The sequence below is a fragment of the Xenococcus sp. PCC 7305 genome, from assembly GCF_000332055.1.
Taxonomy (GTDB): domain Bacteria; phylum Cyanobacteriota; class Cyanobacteriia; order Cyanobacteriales; family Xenococcaceae; genus Xenococcus.
In genome coordinates, this window is record NZ_ALVZ01000192.1 from 26,199 (window position 1) to 47,900 (window position 21,702).

Annotated in this window: 18 protein-coding genes; 5 read left to right on the plus strand and 13 right to left on the minus strand. The window is 38.8% G+C overall.

What is annotated here, in order from left to right; translation table 11 throughout:
* Nucleotides 1–199: 199 nt before the first annotated feature.
* Nucleotides 200–1,387 carry an esterase-like activity of phytase family protein gene (locus XEN7305_RS15415; RefSeq protein WP_040898135.1) on the minus strand — a complete coding sequence of 396 codons (1,188 nt, stop codon included), beginning with the start codon at nt 1,385–1,387 and terminating at the stop codon, nt 200–202.
* A 218-nt stretch (nt 1,388–1,605) separates the two neighbouring features.
* Nucleotides 1,606–3,219, minus strand: a complete 1,614-nt coding sequence (locus tag XEN7305_RS15420; RefSeq protein WP_006510389.1) for a DUF1565 domain-containing protein — start codon at nt 3,217–3,219, stop codon at nt 1,606–1,608.
* 136 nt (nt 3,220–3,355) lie between these two features.
* Between XEN7305_RS15420 and XEN7305_RS15425 the strand changes: the two genes are divergently transcribed.
* Nucleotides 3,356–4,090: a 2-phosphosulfolactate phosphatase family protein gene (locus tag XEN7305_RS15425; protein WP_006510390.1), complete on the plus strand. Its 735-nt coding sequence runs from the start codon at nt 3,356–3,358 to the stop codon at nt 4,088–4,090.
* A 143-nt stretch (nt 4,091–4,233) separates the two neighbouring features.
* Here XEN7305_RS15425 and XEN7305_RS15430 read toward each other — a convergent pair whose 3' ends face one another.
* The 4 genes from XEN7305_RS15430 to XEN7305_RS15445 all read right to left on the minus strand — a co-directional run bounded on the left by XEN7305_RS15430 (nt 4,234) and on the right by XEN7305_RS15445 (nt 8,830).
* On the minus strand, nt 4,234–6,597 hold the full coding sequence (locus XEN7305_RS15430; protein ID WP_006510391.1) for an ATP-dependent Clp protease ATP-binding subunit: 2,364 nt from the start codon (nt 6,595–6,597) through the stop codon (nt 4,234–4,236).
* A 107-nt stretch (nt 6,598–6,704) separates the two neighbouring features.
* Complete coding sequence (locus XEN7305_RS15435) at nt 6,705–6,974, minus strand: DUF3143 domain-containing protein (protein ID WP_006510392.1); 270 nt, start codon at nt 6,972–6,974, stop codon at nt 6,705–6,707.
* Nucleotides 6,975–7,068: 94 nt separating this feature from the next.
* Nucleotides 7,069–7,860: a DUF2993 domain-containing protein gene (locus tag XEN7305_RS15440; protein WP_006510393.1), complete on the minus strand. Its 792-nt coding sequence runs from the start codon at nt 7,858–7,860 to the stop codon at nt 7,069–7,071.
* 109 nt (nt 7,861–7,969) lie between these two features.
* Nucleotides 7,970–8,830, minus strand: coding sequence for a fructosamine kinase family protein (locus tag XEN7305_RS15445; RefSeq protein WP_006510394.1), 861 nt, complete (start codon nt 8,828–8,830; stop codon nt 7,970–7,972).
* A gap of 144 nt (nt 8,831–8,974) precedes the next feature.
* Here XEN7305_RS15445 and XEN7305_RS27725 point away from each other — a divergent pair, with 144 nt between their 5' ends.
* Nucleotides 8,975–9,211: a DUF1778 domain-containing protein gene (locus tag XEN7305_RS27725; protein WP_255325065.1), complete on the plus strand. Its 237-nt coding sequence runs from the start codon at nt 8,975–8,977 to the stop codon at nt 9,209–9,211.
* Nucleotides 9,212–9,594: 383 nt separating this feature from the next.
* On the opposite strand, the gene XEN7305_RS15455 is transcribed toward XEN7305_RS27725, so the two are convergent.
* A complete protein-coding gene (locus tag XEN7305_RS15455; protein ID WP_006510396.1) occupies nt 9,595–10,734 on the minus strand; it encodes a nucleotidyltransferase family protein in 1,140 nt (379 codons plus the stop codon).
* Between the two features lie 33 nt (nt 10,735–10,767).
* Nucleotides 10,768–11,205, minus strand: a complete 438-nt coding sequence (locus XEN7305_RS15460; protein ID WP_006510397.1) for a lasso peptide biosynthesis B2 protein — start codon at nt 11,203–11,205, stop codon at nt 10,768–10,770.
* Between the two features lie 261 nt (nt 11,206–11,466).
* On the opposite strand from XEN7305_RS15460, the gene XEN7305_RS15465 reads away from it, so the two are divergent.
* Both XEN7305_RS15465 and XEN7305_RS15470 read left to right on the plus strand, forming a co-directional pair.
* A complete protein-coding gene (locus XEN7305_RS15465; RefSeq protein ID WP_006510398.1) occupies nt 11,467–11,727 on the plus strand; it encodes an acyl carrier protein in 261 nt (86 codons plus the stop codon).
* Between the two features lie 33 nt (nt 11,728–11,760).
* On the plus strand, nt 11,761–13,338 hold the full coding sequence (locus tag XEN7305_RS15470) for an AMP-binding protein (protein ID WP_006510399.1): 1,578 nt from the start codon (nt 11,761–11,763) through the stop codon (nt 13,336–13,338).
* A 215-nt stretch (nt 13,339–13,553) separates the two neighbouring features.
* On the opposite strand, the gene XEN7305_RS15475 is transcribed toward XEN7305_RS15470, so the two are convergent.
* From XEN7305_RS15475 to XEN7305_RS15490, 4 genes are all read right to left on the minus strand, one after another.
* Nucleotides 13,554–14,846 (minus strand): oligosaccharide flippase family protein, encoded by a 1,293-nt coding sequence (locus XEN7305_RS15475; RefSeq protein WP_006510400.1) that lies wholly within the window; start codon nt 14,844–14,846, stop codon nt 13,554–13,556.
* Nucleotides 14,847–14,894: 48 nt separating this feature from the next.
* The gene (locus XEN7305_RS15480; protein ID WP_006510401.1) at nt 14,895–16,193 is read right to left on the minus strand and encodes an O-antigen ligase; all 1,299 of its coding nucleotides are present in this window, start codon (nt 16,191–16,193) and stop codon (nt 14,895–14,897) included.
* A 202-nt stretch (nt 16,194–16,395) separates the two neighbouring features.
* Complete coding sequence (locus tag XEN7305_RS15485) at nt 16,396–17,595, minus strand: glycosyltransferase (protein WP_006510402.1); 1,200 nt, start codon at nt 17,593–17,595, stop codon at nt 16,396–16,398.
* Between the two features lie 15 nt (nt 17,596–17,610).
* Nucleotides 17,611–18,414: a hypothetical protein gene (locus tag XEN7305_RS15490; RefSeq protein WP_006510403.1), complete on the minus strand. Its 804-nt coding sequence runs from the start codon at nt 18,412–18,414 to the stop codon at nt 17,611–17,613.
* Nucleotides 18,415–18,523: 109 nt separating this feature from the next.
* Between XEN7305_RS15490 and XEN7305_RS15495 the strand changes: the two genes are divergently transcribed.
* Nucleotides 18,524–19,690: an LptF/LptG family permease gene (locus XEN7305_RS15495; protein ID WP_006510404.1), complete on the plus strand. Its 1,167-nt coding sequence runs from the start codon at nt 18,524–18,526 to the stop codon at nt 19,688–19,690.
* 19 nt (nt 19,691–19,709) lie between these two features.
* Here XEN7305_RS15495 and XEN7305_RS15500 read toward each other — a convergent pair whose 3' ends face one another.
* Entirely contained in the window at nt 19,710–21,338 is a 1,629-nt protein-coding gene (locus XEN7305_RS15500; protein WP_006510405.1) for a lipopolysaccharide assembly protein LapB, read from the minus strand.
* Between the last annotated feature and the right edge of the window lie 364 nt (nt 21,339–21,702).

The window sequence follows — 21,702 nt, forward strand, 5'->3', positions numbered from 1 at the left end:
TTAGGTTTTAAGTAGTAGGTTTTAGGTAAAAAAAGTCATATTTTGATTTAGATCGGAGAATATTTTAGATATAAAGAATTTTTATCTCTATCATTGCTAGATTCATCGTTTTTCGGGGCTTCCCTAACACCTAACACCTAACACCCAACACCTAAAACCTTTTACTCGCAATTAACTTAATTTTGCCAAGTCGTGTTATTTACTTACTTCCCAGCCTCGGGTCTAAGTTTAAGGGCTCTTCCAAGGTAATCAAGACAGCTTCGCTGTTATCGATATCGTCTTCCCTTCCCTGGGAGAAAGGATAGTTATTGTCGTTAGCAACTAGAATAGTATTTTTATCGATGACAAGGAGGTTTTCGATAGTCACAAAAGGCATGCTATAGGTCTGATTGCCATCACTATTGAGATCATCGGGATCTTGAATATTGAGCAGATCTACTAGTTCAATTTTCTCAACAAAACCATCATGGTCGATATTATCGAGGTTAATTTGGAAAATTTTCTTGAATTCAGCCGACTTTCCCTGTTCCCCATCTCTTTCGATGACCAAGAACTCATTATCGTTGATGGGGGTGAAATCACCAATCAGATGACCATCAACTGTCGGGTAAAACCCTACTAAGCCTTGGAAGGAACCAGTTGCCACCTCAAATTTATAAATGCGTAAAGCATTTTTGGGATCGCCGTCTACTACTCCTTCCAATAGAGGATACAATATTTGGCGATCAGGGCTAAAGGCCATCCCCTCAAACCCGCGAGAGCGAGACAGGTTAGCAAGACTATTTCCTAAATTGGGGTTATCAGGAGACCGAACAAACTCACCAATGGTAATATTTGGCGTGGCGATCGGCGCATTGAGTAATGTCCCTGTGGCATCGAAATGCAGGATATAGGGTCCAAATTCTTCGCCTATCCAGATATCACCATGACTATCGACGGCAAAAGACTCAATGTCAAAGTCCCCTCCAGTCAGCTTACGGTCTTCTGAATTTTCATTGACAATGTCAAAAGGTATTAAATGATTGGGGTCGGATAATTGTATGAAATCTTGAATTGCGATACTTCCGTCCCCATTTTCTACTCCTACAAAATTGGGAACGGTTTGATAAAGGCGCAGTAAATAGTCTTTACTATTGTCTTGGGAGCCAAAACCATTATCCGATAGAAACCAGAATGTACCATTATAGCTGGGCGCAAACTGTACGCTACTAAATCCCTGGACAGGCTGACCAGCAAAAGGGCCCTTTCTACCGTTGGCATTTATGGGCGTGCCGTCCCCACTGTCTCCTCCAGATGCTGGCCCCTCGGCAAAGGTATCAGCAGGAAGAACCGCAAATCCCCTAAGTTCGTTTTTTGCCCTTGCTGGGTTTTTGTCTTGATTGTTCAAGAATTGACTAGAAAGCACATATATTGAGGTGAGGACGACGAACGCTAACCAATAGCAACGTGAGTTCGATGAGTACAAAATTTACTAGTTCTGAATAGGGACTTAGGGATTTGGGGATTTAGGGAAAAGCCTATTACTTCGTTGTTCAACTTGGGAAATGTAATCAAAAGGAAAATTCGTCGAACTGACGTAGTAGCAGTAACGATTAAAGAGCAACTTCATTCTAAGATATACGGATTTAATCCCATATTAACTAAAGAACGGGAAGCAGTTTCTGCTTTGCTCCGTTGACTGAAAGCTCCGACTTGTAACATCGTTTTTCCTTGATAGACTGTGCGAAAAGCATCTGGGTAGAGCGATCGCACTTGTGATTGCTGACTGCTATTAGCGGTTTCGACTAAAACCCGATATTTTATCGTTGCCACAGGGCTGACAAAAGAGATCACATTCGCCGTCGCATTATTCTCGATAACATCGCTAGTTGGTGCCGAAAAGACCAATTCCTTGGTGCCATTATCTAGTGGGCGAGGAGTAACATTTGCGATCGCATTACCGTTATCATTCCTTGCTAAGTTATTCTCATTAGCTAAACTGTTCGGATTAGTGATTGATGGTGGCAAGGGTAAGGTTTCACTGCTAGTAATGGCAGAAGACGATGCAGTTCTCCGTTGCGGAAGATCATTATTAGTGGGCCTTGCTGGTAAAGGAGTTAAGGGCTGGTCCCGCAAGCTGCTATTCTCAGGTTCCGGTTCTCGGGTCACAGTTGAGTTTATGGCAACTAGAGAATTGGTGTTACCCTCAAAATCTATGGTTCCTGAGGTTGCCCCGTACACTTCTGTGCCAACGGCAACTATGGAATTTTTAGTAATATTTTGAATATCAAATTTACCACTACCCCGAAAAACATTCCCCCCTGACTGCTCATTGGTTCCTAGATCAACGCGGGAATTGGCGATCGCAACCAAGCCATATTCCTGAGAGCCCAAAATTTTGTTATCACGCAAAACACCTTGGGAATTCCCTTCAAAAATCACGCCGATACGGTTGCCTTTAAAACTATTACCTTGCAGAGTGACCGCCGCATTTTTGACAATCCCCACACCAAATCCAGTTCTTTCAAAAAGATTATTCTTTACTTGAGGATGGGAAGAACCATAAACTAATAAGCCATTGCCCAAATTATTAAAGAAATAGTTATCTTCAATTGTTGGCTGGCTCTTGCCATTTACCGAAATCCCAGTATTGCCATTCCCAATTAGACTACTAGAGGTAATAGTCGGGTTAGCCGATTCGATCCAAATGCCATGTCCTCTTCTATTTGGATTAGTCACAGTAATCCCTGTGATAGTTCCTGCGTCCCTAATTAATGCGATCGCAACATTTTGTCCGGCACCAGTCGGGCTGATAAAATCGCCACCACCTTTAACTAGAATATTGCTGCCTTGTGATTCTACTGTTCCTTGAAGAGTAATATTTTTTCTCATAATTAAGGGAAAAGTTTCTCCAGTCTCCTCACTATAAGTCCCAGAAACTAGGGAAATAACTGTATTAGTTGGTGCGATTCTTAATGCTTGGGTAATAGTCTTTAACGGTGAATTTCGATTGCCAACTGCATCATCATTTCCCTGGTGAGGATTGACATAAATAATATTTTTAGCGACATCAGCAACTTCTTGTTTAAGATAATTTGAGTTACCAGTTTCTTGGGCCAAGGCAACATTGGGACAACTAAATAAACTCCAAGATAACGGCATAATTGTCCCGAATATAAGAGCTAGTTTTTGCGTATTAAAACTACTGATATCTTTTGACTGAATACTTAACCTAAGCATAATTCTCTAAAAACAAAGATGTGTGAGGGAAATGATTTTTAAGACGAGTCAAACTAGTTGAAAGTTGCGTAGCAATGGTTACGAAATAACGTATAATTGCGAGAGTTTAGATTTTATTACTATTAGATCAATTTAAGTGAAATTATTTATCTACCATACCCCTGAAGCTACTCCTAGCAATAGTCTTCCCGATTGTGCTGTTGTAATCGATGTTTTACGAGCGACTACGACGATCGCTACCGCTCTAAACGCTGGAGCCGAGGCAGTACAAGCTTTTAGTGATATTGATTTACTCATGGCCAAATCTGACCAATGGCCACCGGAAAAACGGCTGCGAGCAGGAGAAAGAGGGGGCAAAAAGGTAGAAGGTTTTGATCTGGGTAATTCTCCTCTCAATTGCACTACCGATGTCGTGAACCAAAAAAGATTATTTTTGACGACAACTAACGGTACTCGTGCATTACAAAGAGTTCAACAAGCTGATACAGTTATCACTGCTGCTCAGATAAATCGTCAAGCTGTGGTTAATTATTTGTTAGAAAAACAACCAGAGATAATTTGGTTGGTGGGCTCTGGTTGGCAAGGAACTTATTCTGTAGAAGATACTGCTTGTGCTGGTGCGATTGTTGATTCGCTTTTACAACAAGCTAGTGTTTCGCTATTGGAAATTGCGGGAAATGATGAAGTGATTGGTGCGCTTTCTCTGTATCACCAATGGCAAGATAATCTATTGTCAGTCTTCCGCCAATGTAGTCATGGACAAAGACTTTTAAACTTAGATTGCGACGCAGACATCGAGTACTGTTCCAGAACCGACATTATGGATATTGTCCCAATTCAAAAAGAACCAGGAGTCTTAGTTAAGGGATGAGGGATGAGGGATGAAGGATGAGGGATGAGGAACGTTTAACTCTTCTTCTGCCCTCTGCCCTCTGCCCTCTGCCTTCTCTCTTGGTGCGCGTTCCCTAGCGCCTGACGGCGGCGCGGGGTCGCACCGCTGCCCTCTGCCTTCATTTATCCTACTGCTTCAACTAATGCAGGTTGAGTGGTTGCCGAGACGATTACCTTGTCGTTTTCTGCTACATCAACCAAAGCGCGATCGCTATCGTTGACTTGGCCAGAAAGAATCGCTTCAGCTAGAGAATCTTCCAACAATCTCATAATGGCACGACGTAAAGGTCTAGCTCCATAGGCGGGATCGAAACCTTCGGTAATTACTTTTTCTCTGAAGGCATCACTTATTTCTAAAGTAATTTCTCTTTGTGCTTGGAGACGTTGGCTAATCTCTGTCAGTAAAATATCCGCAATTTGGCTTACTTCTGGTTTGGTAAGTTGACGGAACACGATCACTTCATCAAGACGGTTGAGAAATTCGGGACGGAAATAGTTTTTCAACTCATCATTAACGCGACTGCGTATCTTTTGATATGCTGCCTCAGCTTGATCGTCTATCAAGTCGAAACCAAGCCCTGTGCCCCCTTTCTCGATCGCCTTGGCTCCAATATTAGAAGTCATGATAATAATGGTATTTTTGAAATTAACCACTCTCCCTTGGGCATCAGTCAGACGACCATCATCCAATAACTGCAAAAAGATATTGAACACATCAGGATGAGCTTTTTCAATTTCATCAAACAGAATTACGGAATAAGGTTTGCGACGAATGGCCTCGGTTAATTGACCTCCTTCGTCATAGCCGACAAATCCTGGGGGAGATCCAATTAGCTTCGATACGGTATGGGATTCCATAAATTCCGACATATCGACCCGTACCATCGCATCTTCCGAGCCAAACATGGTGATTGCCAAGGATTTTGCTAGTTCGGTTTTGCCGACTCCTGTGGGGCCAGAAAAGATAAAGCTTGCGATCGGACGATTGGGATCACCAATTCCGGAACGAGAACGACGCAACGCCCGTGAAACTGCTTTGACTGCCTCGTCTTGGCCAATTACTTTTCGATGTAAATCAGCTTCGAGATTAATTAGTTTTTCTCCCTCAGTATCATCGGTTTTGGTAACAGGAACTCCTGTCCAAGAACCGACAATCTCGGCAATCTCTTCTTGATCAACTATCGGAGTTAAGGCTTCTGGATTAATTGGCTCAATTTCGGGTTCTGCTAATTTTTTCTTGAGGGAATATCTCAAATGAACTTTAGAACCGGCCTCGTCGATTAAATCAATTGCTTTATCGGGTAAAAAGCGATCGCTGATGTAACGATCCGATAGAGTGACCGCAGCTTTAATTGCTTGGTCAGTATATTTAACTTGGTGGTAATTTTCATAGGTGCTTTGTAAGCCTTGAATAATCGCGATCGCATCTTCTACGGAAGGTTCTCCCACCATCACTTTTTGGAAACGACGTTCGAGAGCGGCATCTTTTTCAATATGCTGACGATATTCATTCAAAGTTGTACTGCCAAGACATTGTAGCTCGCCTCTAGCTAGAGCAGGCTTGAGCAAATTTGCCGCATCCATCGCTCCGCCCATGGCCCCCGCACCCATAAGAGTGTGAAGCTCGTCGATTACCAGAATAATATTCCCTGCGGCTTTCACTTCTTCGACAATAGCTTTGAGTCTTTCTTCAAAATCACCCCGAAATTTGGTTCCTGCGAGCAAAGAACCCATGTCAAGACTAATAACTTCTTTATCCCGAATTAGATCAGGAACTTCGCCTTTAACGATGCGTTGTGCTAAACCTTCTGCGATCGCGGTTTTGCCAACTCCTGGCTCCCCAACTAAGACAGGGTTATTTTTGGTACGACGACCGAGAATCTGCACCGTTCTCTCAATTTCTGGATATCTGCCAATGATTGGGTCAATTTTGCCTTCCCTTGCTAGTTCAGTTAGGTTGATGCTAAATTCAGCCAATTTTGTTTTTGAACCAGACTTATCTCCTAAGCCAAAAGGATTAAACTGCTTGTTACTCGATGCGGCAACTGCTTCTTTCTCTCCTAGGCTTTTAAGAATCTCAGTTCGTAAGGTCTTGAGATTTATGCCTTGATCTCTCAGCAGTCTGGAGGCCAGAGTATCGGTTAAGCTTGTGATCGCCAGTAAAATATGCTCTGGCCCAATGTAATTAATACTAAGATTTCGTGCCTCAGTAAAAGCTTGCTCAAAAATACTTTTAACTTTGGGGGTAAAAGGAATATTCTGTGGACTGAAGCCGCCCCCTTTTCCGACTGTTTCCGCGATTACTTGTCTAATTTTTTGAATAGTAAGGCCCTGGTTCGCTAGAATTTTTGCGGCAACAGAAGACCCTTCTCCGATAAGCCCTAATAATAAATGTTCACTTCCTACTAAATTGTACCCAGCGTTCCTGGCTTCTTCTTGAGCCAAAACGACAGTTTTAATAGCTTTTTCATTAAAATGTTCAAACATAGGTCAGAGTTTTTATTAATATTTCTTTACCTTCTGACATTAATGTATCTTCTTTATCTATCTTTATGCAGTGACAATAACCGTAACGTTTGGTGACAATTGCCTGCCTAAGGGCCAGAAAACACTGCTGCTTCTACATCCTGGCGACTCAAAGAATATTTAAAAGATCTCATTAAATCTTCTCCTGAGGTTGCCGCGAGATAGTTTACGGTTAATTCCTCAATTTCTAAGCAAATTTCTGCCTTCCAAGTTGGCTTTTCTATATACCAACAGTGAAGATCTTTTTCATTTTGCTGACAGCCCAGATTAACAAGCCATTTTTCTATTTTCGGTAAGGGATGATTATATAAAGGTGTATCCCCAGTTGGTAGTTCCATAAGTCAGATTCGAATGTTTCCCTTGTTTATCTAAAATTATCACGTAGACATTGCCCATTACCCATTACCCATTACTTATTACTTATTACTTAATTTACCCTTGATTGGGCACATGTTGAATTTGGGCATAACCACTAAACAAAAGGCTTTTACCCCTAGTTTCTAGTCGATTGAGACGTAATTTTACGCCATCGAGATCAAAACGATCCAAATCTACCATTTCATTAAGAATCTGACCCAAGGCCCCAGTCAACTGCTGAGACAATTTACGCTCTGATGCAGGAATATCTTCTGGGGCAAACTGAATCTCTTCAAATTTGATTTTGCGTCTTTTGGCTACTGCAATAGAACAAGAAAGACTTACAGGAACACTGCGATCGCCCCAATTTGCTGTTGCTGATAGTTTAATCCGATTGTTTTGCAATAATGTCAACCGAATATCGGCAAAGGAAACAGGCTTTCCCTGGGATATTTTGACTAATTCTGGCAAGGATAGGTTCTCTAAACGTTTTCTAACGAGTTCAGCGCCAAAAGAACGATTCAGATCAGCTTCTGTTAATTTTACTTTTGCGATCGCCTGAGTCGGTTGTTTGAGGGCAATTTTTCCTTTGAGCACTGAGCTAAAATCAAGAGACACTGGATCAGTCTCAAAAGACATCTCTTCCGTCCGAAAATCTTTACGAATTACTAGCCCCCGACCACTCATCCCGAAGCTATCAATAGTACCTTGCAAGAGCTTACTGGAAGGATTACAGCTCACCTCCACTTCTACCGACTCACTATGGGTAAATAGATGGCGAATGGTACTACTAGCAACTTTGTTGAGGAGATTTATTCCCCAATCTTTGCCTTGACTCTGATTGAAACCAACGAAACCACCAAACATAAAGCTATGTCCCAAGCGACAGTCCACCTCAATTTGTAACAAAATATTAAGATTATTGCAATCAACACAAGAGGTGTTACGAGTCAACCCAAGACTTTTATCGACGCATTTACAAAATATTTCGGATCATCTGATTTGCCTGAGAGCCGTAACCACCACCAAAAAGATTGAAGTGATTGAGAATGTGATAAAGATTGTAGAGCTTTTTCCGTTGTTTGTAACCTGGGTCTAATTGCCATTGTTGATTGTAGCCTTGGTAGAAAGCACCAGGAAATCCGCCAAATAATTCTGTCATGGCAATATCAGTTTCGCGATCGCCATAGTAAGTTGCGGGGTCATAAATCACAGGTTCGCCTGCTGTGGTAATGTCCGCATTGCCTGACCAGAGGTCACCATGAAGAATCGAGGCTTCAGGTTTGCGATCGGCTAATCTAGCTCTGACTGCGGCAATGACTTTATTGGTATCGGGAAAACTGCCACCTTTACGTTTGGCGAGTCTTAGCTGATAACCAATGCGCTGCTCGGCGAAAAAATCCGCCCAATTATCCATCCAGCTATTTATCTGAGGAGTGGAACCGATTGTATTATTGGTATCCCAACCAAATTTATTTTCATTGCGATGTTGATGCATCTGAGCAAGTTGCTTACCCATTTCGCTCCAACCCTGGTTATTTCTACCTCCAAAGTCCAGCCATTCTAAAACTAAGTAGCAAGCATTATCGGCAACACCCCAGCAGATCGGTTTGGGGATGGTAATAGTTTCGGTCGCGGCCATTTGTTGAAGTCCTAGGGCTTCGGCGCTAAACATTTCTATTTGGTTGGCTTGGTTGATCTTTACGAAATAGCTTTGATTATTGCCACTGATTTTATAACCTTGATTAATACAACCTCCACCAACGGAGCGAGTATCGGTGATGCTAAAGGAAGTTTTGGTTGCTTGGGTAATTTCTTTTGCAATAGTTTGCCACATGGACTTTGAGCGATAGATTCAGAAGTTGATACATATTAGAACATATCGCATCATAGATATACACGACTTGGCAATTTTATGGTCTAGTCAGGACTGGTGTTAGGTTTTAGGTAGTAGGTTTTAGGTAAAAAAAGTCGCATTGAAATAAGAGTCAATAGCGAAGAAAAAAAATTATTAGAACAAGCTGCGTCGATCAAGGGTTTAGGTTTAAGTGCTTATATGTTATCTCTAACCTTGACTAGTGCTAGAGAAGATATTGCAGCATATCAGAAACTAACTTTATCAAACAAAGAGTGGGATATATTTGTATCTGCTCTAGAAAATCCTGATGAGCCAAATACTTCATTAACCAAAGCTGCAATTAGAAGAATTACTTATTGATGCATTACACAAAGCAATACGTTTAGCAGGTGAGGTTAGAATCTATGCTGTTAGGGTTGATGTAATTAATAATCGCGCCAAAAGTTTCTATCTTAAATATGGTTTTATTTCTCTAGAAGATAATGAGTTTGCTTTGTTTTTACCAATGAAAACAATTATAAAAATCTTTGTCTAATAACTTTGCGATCGCTTTCAGTCTGTGTCAAGAAATTGAATTCTTTCGTGCGATAGATTTTATTAAATTTCAAGGAAACACTTTTCTAATCCTATGTCCTTTAGCTTATTCTCGATCGGGATAATAGTCTCGCAAAATCTCATCAAGATATAATCCCTTATTAAGTAGCTTTAATGATTTGCGCGGTAATTCGTTTAGCTTTCTTTATCTATTTAAAAAGTTTATGGCGATCGCGAGAAAATAAACGTTCTCTCATCGTGCCTCGCCATTGACGACTTATGCCGTTACTAGCACTAGCACTAGATAACCATTCTTCTGTCACTCTACCTTCGAAGTCTAAATCAGACACAATATTTGTCTGTAAAGTACGATCCAAATGTTCTAATACCCAAAGTACTGGCTTTTCAATTGACCATTGCTCAAGAATGGCAACAAATTCTTGAGTTTGTAGTTGCTCTTTATATGTTCTCCAGATACGCACAACATCACTAAATTTACTGAGACTAACATCTTTACCTTTCATCTCTAAAGTAATTTCAATCCATGCCTCTTTAAACAAATGAAGAATAGTGAAAATAAATTGAAATTGAGGAGAGAAAATCGGCAACTGAACATCATCTCTCCCCAGAAGCGATTGATAAATAATATTTTCCAAGGCAAGTTCTACAGAAATTTGAAAAGGGCATGAAGTCCAGGTCAAACTATTAGCTATATCGACTTCGATAAAAGGAATAATAATATTATCTGTTAATAAAACATGGGATGGGAGATGATCAGGACTTAACCTATACTTGATCATTAATTCTCGACTATGAGGCTTAATCTTTCCTGTTGTATAGTCAAAAGTACCCATAGAATATCCCAAATCGGATAAAGTTTTACCGACAATTTCACGATCTTGAGGTGATATCATAAAATCCATATCACTCATAGTTCGGATACCCTGACTCGGGTAAACTGTTGACTCTAAGGCAATACCTTTAGTGGCGACAAAACGCACATTTTTACGCTCAAATGTGGTAATTATCCTTGCTGCTTCCTGACGATAGAGGGCTATTTTATGTTTATTAATAGACAGTATTTTAGGGAGTTCAACTTGAGACAATATGTTCTGAGGAATTATCTTAACAAACTTTTCTGATAAACAATAATATACCAAGATACTGAGTATTTTATGCCTTTTTGCTTGAGCTAACAATTGTTGCCAATTTAAATTTGAAGAATTAATTAAATCAGCAAACATTTCCTGTTCAGCAGCCTCATATAATCCCAAAGTAACTAACTCTAAGATGGCCCATTCTTTCCCTAAAGCTAGATCAGGTAATTTGATTGATTCTACTTTATACATGATATAAATTGTCTAACTTTTATCTAAACTAGACTAAAAATCTTCAATTGACATTACTTGATATTTGTTAATACTATTACCAACGCCTCCGATTACTACTCTTCCTTTACATTCAACCCAGGCATGGGCGATAAATGTTTGTTGTTGATCTTTGGCTACCCCAATACAGATTGTTGCAGAATAACCTTGTTGTTCAAGGAGGGTCTTGGCAGCTAAAGCTCTGGCTAAGCATTTTACTTGTGGCATATAGGAGCTAGCTGTTGTAACTGACCAAATTATTTTATAGATAGAAATGCTCTCCCTGTTTGGTTTCTGAGATGATTGGGAAATCTTGTTAAGACACTTGCGCAAGGTTTTTAGATGTAAGAATTTTAATCCTAGGCGAATTAAGCCCAGTAAAATTGTTGCTTTGATAACTAATATCCGGTCTTGCCAACAAAAATTAAGAAATTGAGATAATGACTGTTGCATATTTGAGTAAGAGATCACAGGAAAAATAACAATATGAAACTATTTTGTCGTTTATGTCAACATTGTGCGACCAAGCATAACTTTGAGTAAAAGCTCTAAAATCAACATTTTATTGTGATTGTATTCCGGCTATATATTCAGGCAAAAGCTCTATAAACGAGTAAATTAGGCATGATGACATTCTGATAAATAATCACTTATAGTTTGAGGAGAATATTTTTCAACTATAGCGATCATTCTTTATTAAGAGAATAAAGTCCCATGAATCAAATAGAGAATATTAAGGAAAAAATTAACCAAATTATTCTAGAAAATATGCCTGGTATTTCAGTTAAAGAACTAACAGATAATGTCGAATTATTTAGTCTGGGGCTGAATTCTCTCAATGCCGTATCTTTAGTTTTAGGATTGGAAGAAATCTTTGGCTTTGAATTTGATATGAATGAAATCAGCTATGAGAGTTTTAGAACAATTGCTGATATTGTAGGATTAGTAAGAAATAAATTGGACGTTACTTTTTGAGAGATATTTGTTACAAAAATAATTAATTAAGCGGTGAAAGAGCTAAAACTCCATCCAGGAAATTATCCTGACGATTGGCAACCGGTCTTGCTCCATCAGTTTTTACTCCAATATGCTCAGATTTCTCCAGACGCTATTGCTATTATCTCTGCCAAAGGTCAATGGAGTTATCAAGACTTATCTCATTACTCCTATCTTTATGCAGATATTTTAGATAATTGTGGTTTAGCTCATGGAGACAGAGTAGTTTTAGAATTAGAGCCATCGCCCCAGGCTGTAGCCCTTTTTGCCGCCTGTTCTCTATTAGGACTCGTTTTTGTTCCTGTTAGTCCAGAAAATCCACCTGAACGAGGGGAAAAGATTCTAGAAATTACAGAAGCTAAATTACATATCAGAGCAATATCTCAAGAAAAAAATATTGATAAGTTGCACCAAAGACTTCAAGGATTTTTAGAAGGGAATGTTTTAAATATTAAAGGTAGATTACCCAAAGAAGTTCGTTCTCGTAAAAGTTCCGTTATTGAATCAGATTTGGCTTATATTATTTTCACTTCGGGGACAACAGGTATTCCTAAAGGGATTATGATGACTCATCGTGCCGCACTGGTATTTTTTAGAGCTTTAGTAAACTATTGCAAATTAAATTCATCTGCTAGATTAGGAACGATCGCACCGTTACAATTTGATTTTTCTCTATTAGATATTAGTTTGACTTTAGGAAGTGGTGCGACTTTAGTAAAAATTCCGCGTCAGCTTTCCTTAATGCCTCAAAAATTTTTACGTTATTTAGATCGATATCAAGTCACTCAGCTAAACTGTGTTCCTTCAATTTGGAAAGTATTACTAAGTTATGCAGCTAAAGATATAGCTAAACTACAACATTTACACTCAACTTTATTTGCGGGGGAACCATTTGCGATCGCAGATATCCTAACATTGCAATCACTATTACCTCAATTAAGAATGATCAACTGTTTTGGGCAATCAGAATCGATTGCTTGTTCTTTTTCTGAAGTTCCCAATCCCCTATCTCCCGACACGAAAAATCTTTCTATTGGCTTTGCCCATCCTGGTGCAGAAATGCTTCTGTTAGACGAACAAAAGCAAGAAATTAAACAACCAGATCAAGTAGGAGAGATTTATCTGCGGGGAGCCAATCTTTTTTCTGGATATTGGCGCAACCCAGAAGCCACCAAGAAAGCACTAATCCCGAATCCTCTAAATTCCCTTTCAGGAGAAAAAGTCTTTCGCACAGGAGATCTTGCCTATAAAGGGTCGCAAGGAGAACTTTACCTAGTTGGCCGTCGTGATCTACAAGTAAAAATTATGGGAAATCGAGTGGAATTAGCGGAAATAGAAGGTAAATTACGGGCATATCCAGATATTAATCAAGTGTGTGCGATCGCAATCAATCGTCAAGGAAATATCAGGCTAGCGGCTTTTTTGTCAGTCGAGAAAAACAAAACCGTTCCTTCAGCTCAGGAAGTGCGATTTTTCTGCAAAGATCTACCCCATTACATGATTCCTAGTGAAATCTATTTTGTAGATAACTTACCTCAGACTATTAACGGTAAAATTGATCGCAAAGCCTTAGCTGATAGTTCTGAATAAGGATTTGGGGATTTGGGGATTTAGGGATTTAGGGATTTAGGGAAAATCCTATTACTTTCGTTGTTCAACTTGGGAAATTTAATCAAAAAGAAAATTCGTCGAACTGACGCTGAAAAGGTTTGTCTGTCATAAAAAATTCTCGGTATCTCTAGTCCGGTAAGGATTCATTGTCTTCATTACTTTGAGAATCGCTATGTTATGAAAAAAGAATGTTTTCATTTTTTAGTTTTAGCTAAAGGCATTTTTCCGGCCAGCCAGAAGACAACGACCCACAAACAAATCATCCGCAAAGCATCAGAAATAACGGTTGCCCAAGCAGCTCCTTTCCAAGAATAAAGAGGAATTAACCAAATATTTAAACCAACATTTAAAACCGCAGCACCTGTTTGGATAATACTACGAGACCTCTGATATCCGGCACCGGTAAGAGTATCAGCAGCTAGCAGTTGAAAAGCAAAAATTGGCGGTAAGGGAGAAAGCCACAAGAGAGCTCCGATCGCATTTTGATATTCCGCACCCAATATATAGGGAATTGCTGGAGCAAAAACATGGTAACCAATAAAACAAACAATGCTATAGCCTAATAAATAAGGCAGTAACTTGCGGGCAAACTTCAAAGTACCTCGGATTCCCGATTCCCCTCCATATTTAAAAAATCTGGTATAGGATGCACCAAATAAAGAATTAATCGGAACATTCCCCACATCAATAAAGCGATAGGCTGAACCATAAATCCCCGTTGCTTGCAAACCAGCCATACTTGCCAACATTGTTTTGTCTAAGTTGGCATTAATATTATGGGCAGATGTGCCAATAGAAAAGAAAAAACCTTGTTTTACCGTTGCAACGATTGAAGAAAGCTTTGGCTTGGGATTGCCTACAAGACGATTAACAATTGCGATCGACAAAATACTGATTACGACATAACTCCCAGCATATAAAATCGCCCAGGTTTCAATCGAAGGATTCTCAAAAAATGCGGCTAAACATAAAGCAGCGAGTAATTTTCCAGAAGTGCTAAAAACGATTAATTGTGAGGTTTTTTTAGCCAAATAAACTGACATCAAAGCTTTAGAGCTAAAGTCCACCACAGCAACACAAATCAAATCAGATATGATAATTAGGACAATTGTAAGTAAAGATATTTTGTTGCCAAAAAATAGGGGAGAAATGATTAAACAAATTAGGGAAAGAACTGCTCCATTAGCAAAGAGAATCAATAAGGTATTTCCCCAATGGAGAGGAAAAGAATTTGGCTTTGTCGCTACCTTTTGCAACAAAACATGTTCTGCTCCCATAGCGACAAAAGGAAAAACAATTGAAGCTAAAGCTGTTACGCCAATAAAAGAACCATAATTTTCTGGGCCCAAAACCCGAGCCACAATAATAAAGTAAGCAGCCTGGACAAAAACATTGAACAACTTGGCAATTAAGAGCCAACTAGCTTCTTTAACAAGACCTTGACGAGCAAAATTTATGATTTTTTCTTTAATCGCAGCTAATTTCATAAAGTTGGTTTAATATTATTTATTCAGGCTAAGCTGATAGTTATCAGATTAATATTGTTTTTTTTCAAGCTCTAATTGAGTATCAAAAAATTTATTTTTATTAGCAGCTATCAAGGAAAAAGTAATTGTCGAATAAAGAACCCAAAATATATTATCTAATGCGGCCAATGTTCCTTCTGTGAGATTAGTAAGGATAATATAATTCAAAAACAGAATCGGCCAAAACCCTTCTACAGAATTAGTTTTACGCAGGAAAAGCAAAGATTTAATCACATTGCTGAAAAAACTAATTAAAAATAAACTCATACCAATAAAACCAATACCCAAAAGAATATCTAAAAATCCATTATGAGCATAGGCAACTTTGGCTCTTACTGCCAATTCTACATATTTAGAAGGGCCTTCCAAACCATCCCAAAACGCAGCCGAACCATAACCTAACCAGGGTTTGAGTTGAATTGCTTCCCATACTTGTGCCCAAATTTCAGTTCTCGTCGATAAAGTCGGATCTTTCCCAATAGCTTCGAAAAAGGCATCGGTTCCAATGAAATTAAAAAAGAACAGCAAACCAGAAACCCCCAGAATCAAGATTCCCAAAATTGTCGAAACTAAAACTTCATAGTTCCAACGAAAGATGCGATAAGACATGCATAAAGTAAGCATGATCAACATATTGCCCAGAGAAGTGGTGGATTTGCAGAGGATAGTTACAACAACAGAACTCATAAATAAAAGCCAAAAGATCCAACTTCTATGTTTGGTATCAATTGCTTTAAGGAAGAAAATGACGGTGGCAAAAGCACTCATCATTCCCATTAAGTTCTTGTGGGTATAAATCCCCCGTATCGCATCTGGATAGATTCCCGACAACATATATCCATACTTCGGTGCTCCCACAGCAAATAGTACGCTGAGAATAATGATCGTGGCAAAAGTCCAGGTGAGGATATTTATCTGTTCTTTGATCGTATACCTAGTTGCCAAATATAAACCAACCATCGTACTACCAATGCCATAGACCCCAAATCTAAAAGTTTTGTCAGGAGCTATTGACCAAAAACAAGAGATAAAGACAAAGCAGACAAATAAGCCAATAAATTTGCCTTCAGTTACTACATTGATAACTTTTTTCCATCGCAATGCGAGAAGCACAAAAGCACAAAAATAGATCAGAAGAGATACCTTAGCAATTAACGAGAGGTCAAATGCAGTAATATCAATTCCATCTCCTTCACTGGCACCTTGAGTGAGGATTACGGGTAGAATTCCACTTGATAAGTGAATCAGGGAAAATACAGAAAATACTACTTCAAAACGATTTAATATTTTAGGGCTTGGGTGGGACATTTAAAATCATTAAATAAATTTTATTAATTTTAATTCACATCAATTATAGCCATAAACAATGATTATGGTAACTTTGATGTCCTATCTCAACAAATTTACTTAAAGAAATTTACCCAAAATAAAAAATAATTATTCGGGGATTTTTTACGCTTACCAAATACAGAAAAACTTATCATTTTCAATTATTAATTAATCCTATCTACTATAATATTGATTCAAAATCTTCTAGAATATTTTTAATTGCCTGAGGGCCAAAAAATGAGTTAAGGATTTCTGGTTCAATATTATTTGTCTGGGAATCAGTTGAGAGACAGTTGATAATTGCTTCGGCGAAAGATTGCTCGTCATTGGCAATGATAAAATATTTTTTGAGCTCTTGAGGTAGGCCAGAGACTCCTTGATTTCGAGAAACAATTGGTCTTTGGGAAACTAGCATCTCGATAGACTTGATGTTTACGCCACTACCTGCGGAAACTGGATTAATTAAAACACGACCTGAGCGATAAAGATGTTCGGTTTCCGATGGATTGACCCGAAGCTCAACACAGTCGATTTTGCTACATAATTGTTTAATTATGGGAAAAGGGGCAAAGCCTGCAATAAGTATGGTAACAGTGGCTATTTTTTGTTGGATTAAGGGAACAACATTCGTGAGAAACCAGACAATTCCTTCTACATTATTGTCAGACCCTAAGCCTCCAAAATAGACGATATCATAGTCGAAATTGCTATCTGTAATTTTATTTTCTGGTTCTGGAATATTATTCTTAGTCCAATCCATTAAAGGTGGTAAATAACGACCATTATTGAGGCCTCTTTCCTGCCAAAACTTGAGATCATCAACGGATATATCGTAGAAAAAAGCACTATTTCTTAAGGCATTTTCTTCGTACTGTTCCAGATTTGTTAGATATAGTTGTTTTTTGAGTTTTCTCCAACCTGTCGCAGCTTGTAATAATTGCTGCTGATATAAATGTTCTATATTATGCGATCGCGTCACGATAGGCAGATTCAAATTTTTGCTCAACTCATTGGCAGCAGTACTACCTTGAATGCCATCTAAAAATATCAGATCGGGATTAAATTCTTTAACCTGAGATAACAAAGAAGTTAATTCCTGGCCCCGAGGAATCCTCGTGGTCATTTCATAGGGATAGGAAAATAAATCAATAATTCTTCTGGCGATCTTTAATGGCGTGCGTTTAAAAGGAATTAAATATACTTGTTCTATATATTTTTCCATTTCTGCCAATTCCTGGGGCTCGGGAGAATTATGGCTCCAATAAATCAGTTGTAATTTGACTCCAAAGCTGGCAAAAGCTTTAATTCTTCGCCATATATCGATTCTGCCACCATGAACAGGTGGATATGGTATGGCATGGGAGATCAGAGTTATTCTCATAAAATACTTATTTATTTAGGTTTTAAGGTTGGAGGCTACTTCATAGTAATTCCGCAACTGTTCTTTTGTGATTGCGGCCAAGGGAAGAATCTTGGTTGTTGCTAAACTCAGAGATAAATCTTGGTATTGAGCAAAAGCCAGGCTATTTGAATCAATAGAGAGCTTGACGGTTGATTCTTGAGTGAGAATTTGTTGAATATGATGTTCGACAGTTATGCGCTTTTCCTTTGTCAATAAACCTTTAATAGTCCCCAATCTTAGATAAAAATCATTATCAATGCTATCAGCTTCCCTATGGTATTTATGCAAAAATCCAAATTTTTGGGCCCCTCGACGGAAGTTGTCTAAATCTGGAGTGATGAGATTTTTTTTTTGCGGCCAACCAATCAATATTGGAATATGGGTCGCGTCTTCCGCCTTTTGTATTTGAAAGGAACGATCATAGAGATGCTGCCCCCGACTCAGGAAATGGTAATTGAGATCGCGTTGATAGCCACCTACATAAACAAAAAAAGGGTCAATCCCACCATCACGTTGCAAGCATTTTAGCCAACCGTCATAATCTAGATAACGAATTTCCTTTCTTGTGAGATAAAACCATTTATTCACTAGGCCCTCAGATGTTTGCCAACCTTCACAGCCGAGAATCGTCCCGTGAATTTGTTCGATTTGATAGGGAATAAATCCTGGTAATTGCCCTAGGCAATTTTGGATCTTGATGATTAATTTGCTGAGTGGAGATGGTTTCTTCCCATAAAAGGCTACTAGACTAATATTAGCGATTTCCTGTGCAATAGGAACATGTTTTTGTGAAATCATCAATTATTTAAAAAGCTAAAAGCCCTTGGGTTATCTGAACCACGAGCAGATTTTAACACTGAGACATTTTTTTGTCACAATGGTTTCAATCCTCAGAACATAAATTTCTATGAAAACTTGGAGCTTCAAACAACTTAACTGGTTTAGTGATGGTTTATCCGTCATGGACTCCTACATAATCAAAGAGTTAATCCTCCCTTTTCTTTTCGGAATCGGCATCTTCACTTCTTTGGGAGTAGCAATTGGGACAGGGTTTGAATTGGTGCGTAGGGTTTCAGAATCGGGGCTACCTATTGGTATCGCATTACAGGTTTTGTTTTTAAGATTGCCAGAATTTATCGTTTTTGCCTTTCCGATGGCAATCTTATTGTCCACCCTGATGACCTATAGTCGTTTTTCTAGTGATAGTGAAATAATCGCTCTGCGTAGTATTGGGATTCATATCTATCGGCTGATTGTTCCCGCTGTTATTTTTAGTTTTTTGATCGTTAATCTAACTTTTGTGGTTAATAATTTTGTGGCTCCGGCAGCTAACTATCAAGCAACTATTATTCTGCGACAAGCTTTGAAACAAACTAAAAAGGCTTTCAACGATCGCAATATTCTCTACCCCGAATATGTCAAGAAAGAATTGCCCAACGGGGATAAATTAACAGTGCTTGCTCGTCTTTTTTATGCTGAAGAGTTTGATGGCGAGAAAATGCTCAAGGTGACTATCTTGGATCGTTCACAAGGAGCTGTCAATCAGATCGTGACGGCGAATTATGCTACTTGGAATTTAGAAGAAAATATTTGGGACTTTTATGCTGGAACAATTTACTTATTAGGAGCAGATGGTTCCTATCAAAATTTGGTTCGTTTTCAACATCAGCAATTGGCCTTGCCCCGCGCACCTTTGGATCTAACTAAAAAATCTAGAGATTCTAAGGAAATGACTTTATTTCAGGCTCAAGAATCTCTTGAACTTGCCAAACTAAGTGGCAAAGACAAGAAAATTCGCAAGCTTCAAGTACGAATCCAGGAAAAAATTTCGCTGCCGTTTGTCTGTTTGGTTTTTGCTTTAATTGGGGCGGCGATCGGGGTTAAACCCCAGAACTCGACTAAGGGTACTAGTTTTGGTATTTGTGTGGGCTTGATTTTTGCCTACTACCTCTTGTCTTTTATTTCTAGTTCCATGGGAGTTCGTGGTGTGCTACCTCCTTATTTAGCAGCTTGGTTGCCTAATATTTTAGGTCTTGGCGCGGCAGGATTATTGCTTATGAATACAGAAAATTAAGAATTACTCTTAAATTAATTCAGCTGTAATTTTGGCAGCCCATTTGATAAAAAATAATTGCTACTTCCCATTCTTGTTTTCTGATATGAGCCTCTGCCAGAAGAAAAAACAGTTCTGAATTGTCGGGTTTGAGCTCAAGAGCTTGATAATATAAGGGCAAATAATCTGGACTAAGTTGAATTCCTTTTTGATAACATTGCCATGCTTCTTCTAAGATTGATGAGCTTTTGGCAATTTGCTGATTTTTAGCTTGCTGAGCTAAAAGATTTCCTAATCTTTCATAGCCATAAATATTATCCTCTAAGCTTAAAAATATACGATAGTTTTTGGCTGCTTCTGCTAGATAATTCTGCTGTTCTAAGGCAGTAGCTAAATGGTAATAAGACCAAGAGAAGTCCGAATTGAGGATAATAGCTTTTCGTAAAATTGTGATTGCCCATTCCCATTGCTGAAGTTGACATAGGGCCATGCCTAAATGATGATGTGCCCAAAAATCATTAGCATTATGTCTGATACTAATCTCTAAATATTTAGCAGCTAACAGCCATTGTTTTTGGTTGAGAAAGACTTCCCCTATTTGGGTATATAAAATATCTTTTTCTGATTCAATCTTCGCTAGCTGCTGGTAACATAATTCGGCTTCGGAAAATTTTTCTAGGGCAACTAATGCTTTCCCTAAATGATAGTAAGTTTCTGGATGATTGGGATTGAGTTTTAAAACATTATAGTAGGCTGCGATCGCCTCGGAAGCTTGGGCATCTTCCAGCAAAGCTATTCCCAAATAGAGATAGGCTTGCCAGGAATCGGGTTGAAGCTTGATTGCCTGGCGAGAATATTTAATCGTTGCGGGCCATTTTTCCCTAGAGCAAAAGGCTTGTGCCAAATTAAGACAGGACAATGTATGGTTAGGATTTAACTTAATAGCTCTCTGGAGTAAAGCGATCGCATCTTGCCATTTTTCTTGTTGTAGAGCAATATTCCCTAGATAATAATAGGCCTGCCAATTATCAGATTGTAATTGAATAATTTTGCCACAATAGTTAGTCGCCTCATCAAATCGCAAATCATTGATTAATAATTTGACCAACTCAAGTAATGGTTCGGGAGAATTAGGTTGTAGTTTAATTGCTCTTTGATAACAATCAATCGCCTCAGAATACTTCTGTTGTTGGAAAAATATCTTGCCCAGTTTGCAATGTTCTTGGGCTGTGGCAATCTCTGGCTTTAACTTTAATGCCAGTCCCCAATGCTTTAGCATTAGTTTTTCTTGGCCTAGTTTTTTATAGATTCGGGATAGATTGCGATAAGCGATCGCTAATTCAGGGGTAATGGCGATCGCTTTTTCGTAGTAGCGAATTGCTAATTCCCATTCTTGTTGCTTAAAGAATATTCCCCCTAAATTCACATAAACGCCTGCTGAATTAGGGTTAATAGTTAGAGCCTGAGCATAATAACCGATCGCCTCTTCCAGCTCATTCATTTGTTGCAGACTGTCACCCCAAATCTTATAAGCTTCTGCTATTTGAGGATTCAGCTTCAAAGCCGATTGACAAGCAGCAATTGCTTGAGTGTATGCACCTTTTTTTTTGAACAATTCTGCTTGATGAAGACAAAGTTGCTCAGCTTCAGAATAGTCACATTCGATCATTCTTATTTGAGAATCCTAACTCATTACTTATTACTTATTACTTATTACTTATTATTCCATTACATCATGATTTTGCTTGTCAATAAAAAAGGAAAGTTATGAAAAACTTTCCCATATAAATAAATCATCAAAAATCAGCTATTTAAAAACTAAATTTAACGGGGCTTCGCCCTTGAAGGCAGAGGGCAGAGGGCAGAGGGCAGCAAGGATAAATCTACTTCTAACTTATCCCTTTAGGTTAAATTCCTCCACTTCTTTAAGTGGAACAGGGCATAGTGGTGAGTCTAATTCTCCCACTATGCCAGTTACCTTCTGCCTTCTGCCTTCATTCTTCTGCCTTCGTTTTAAATTACAGCGCCAAAAG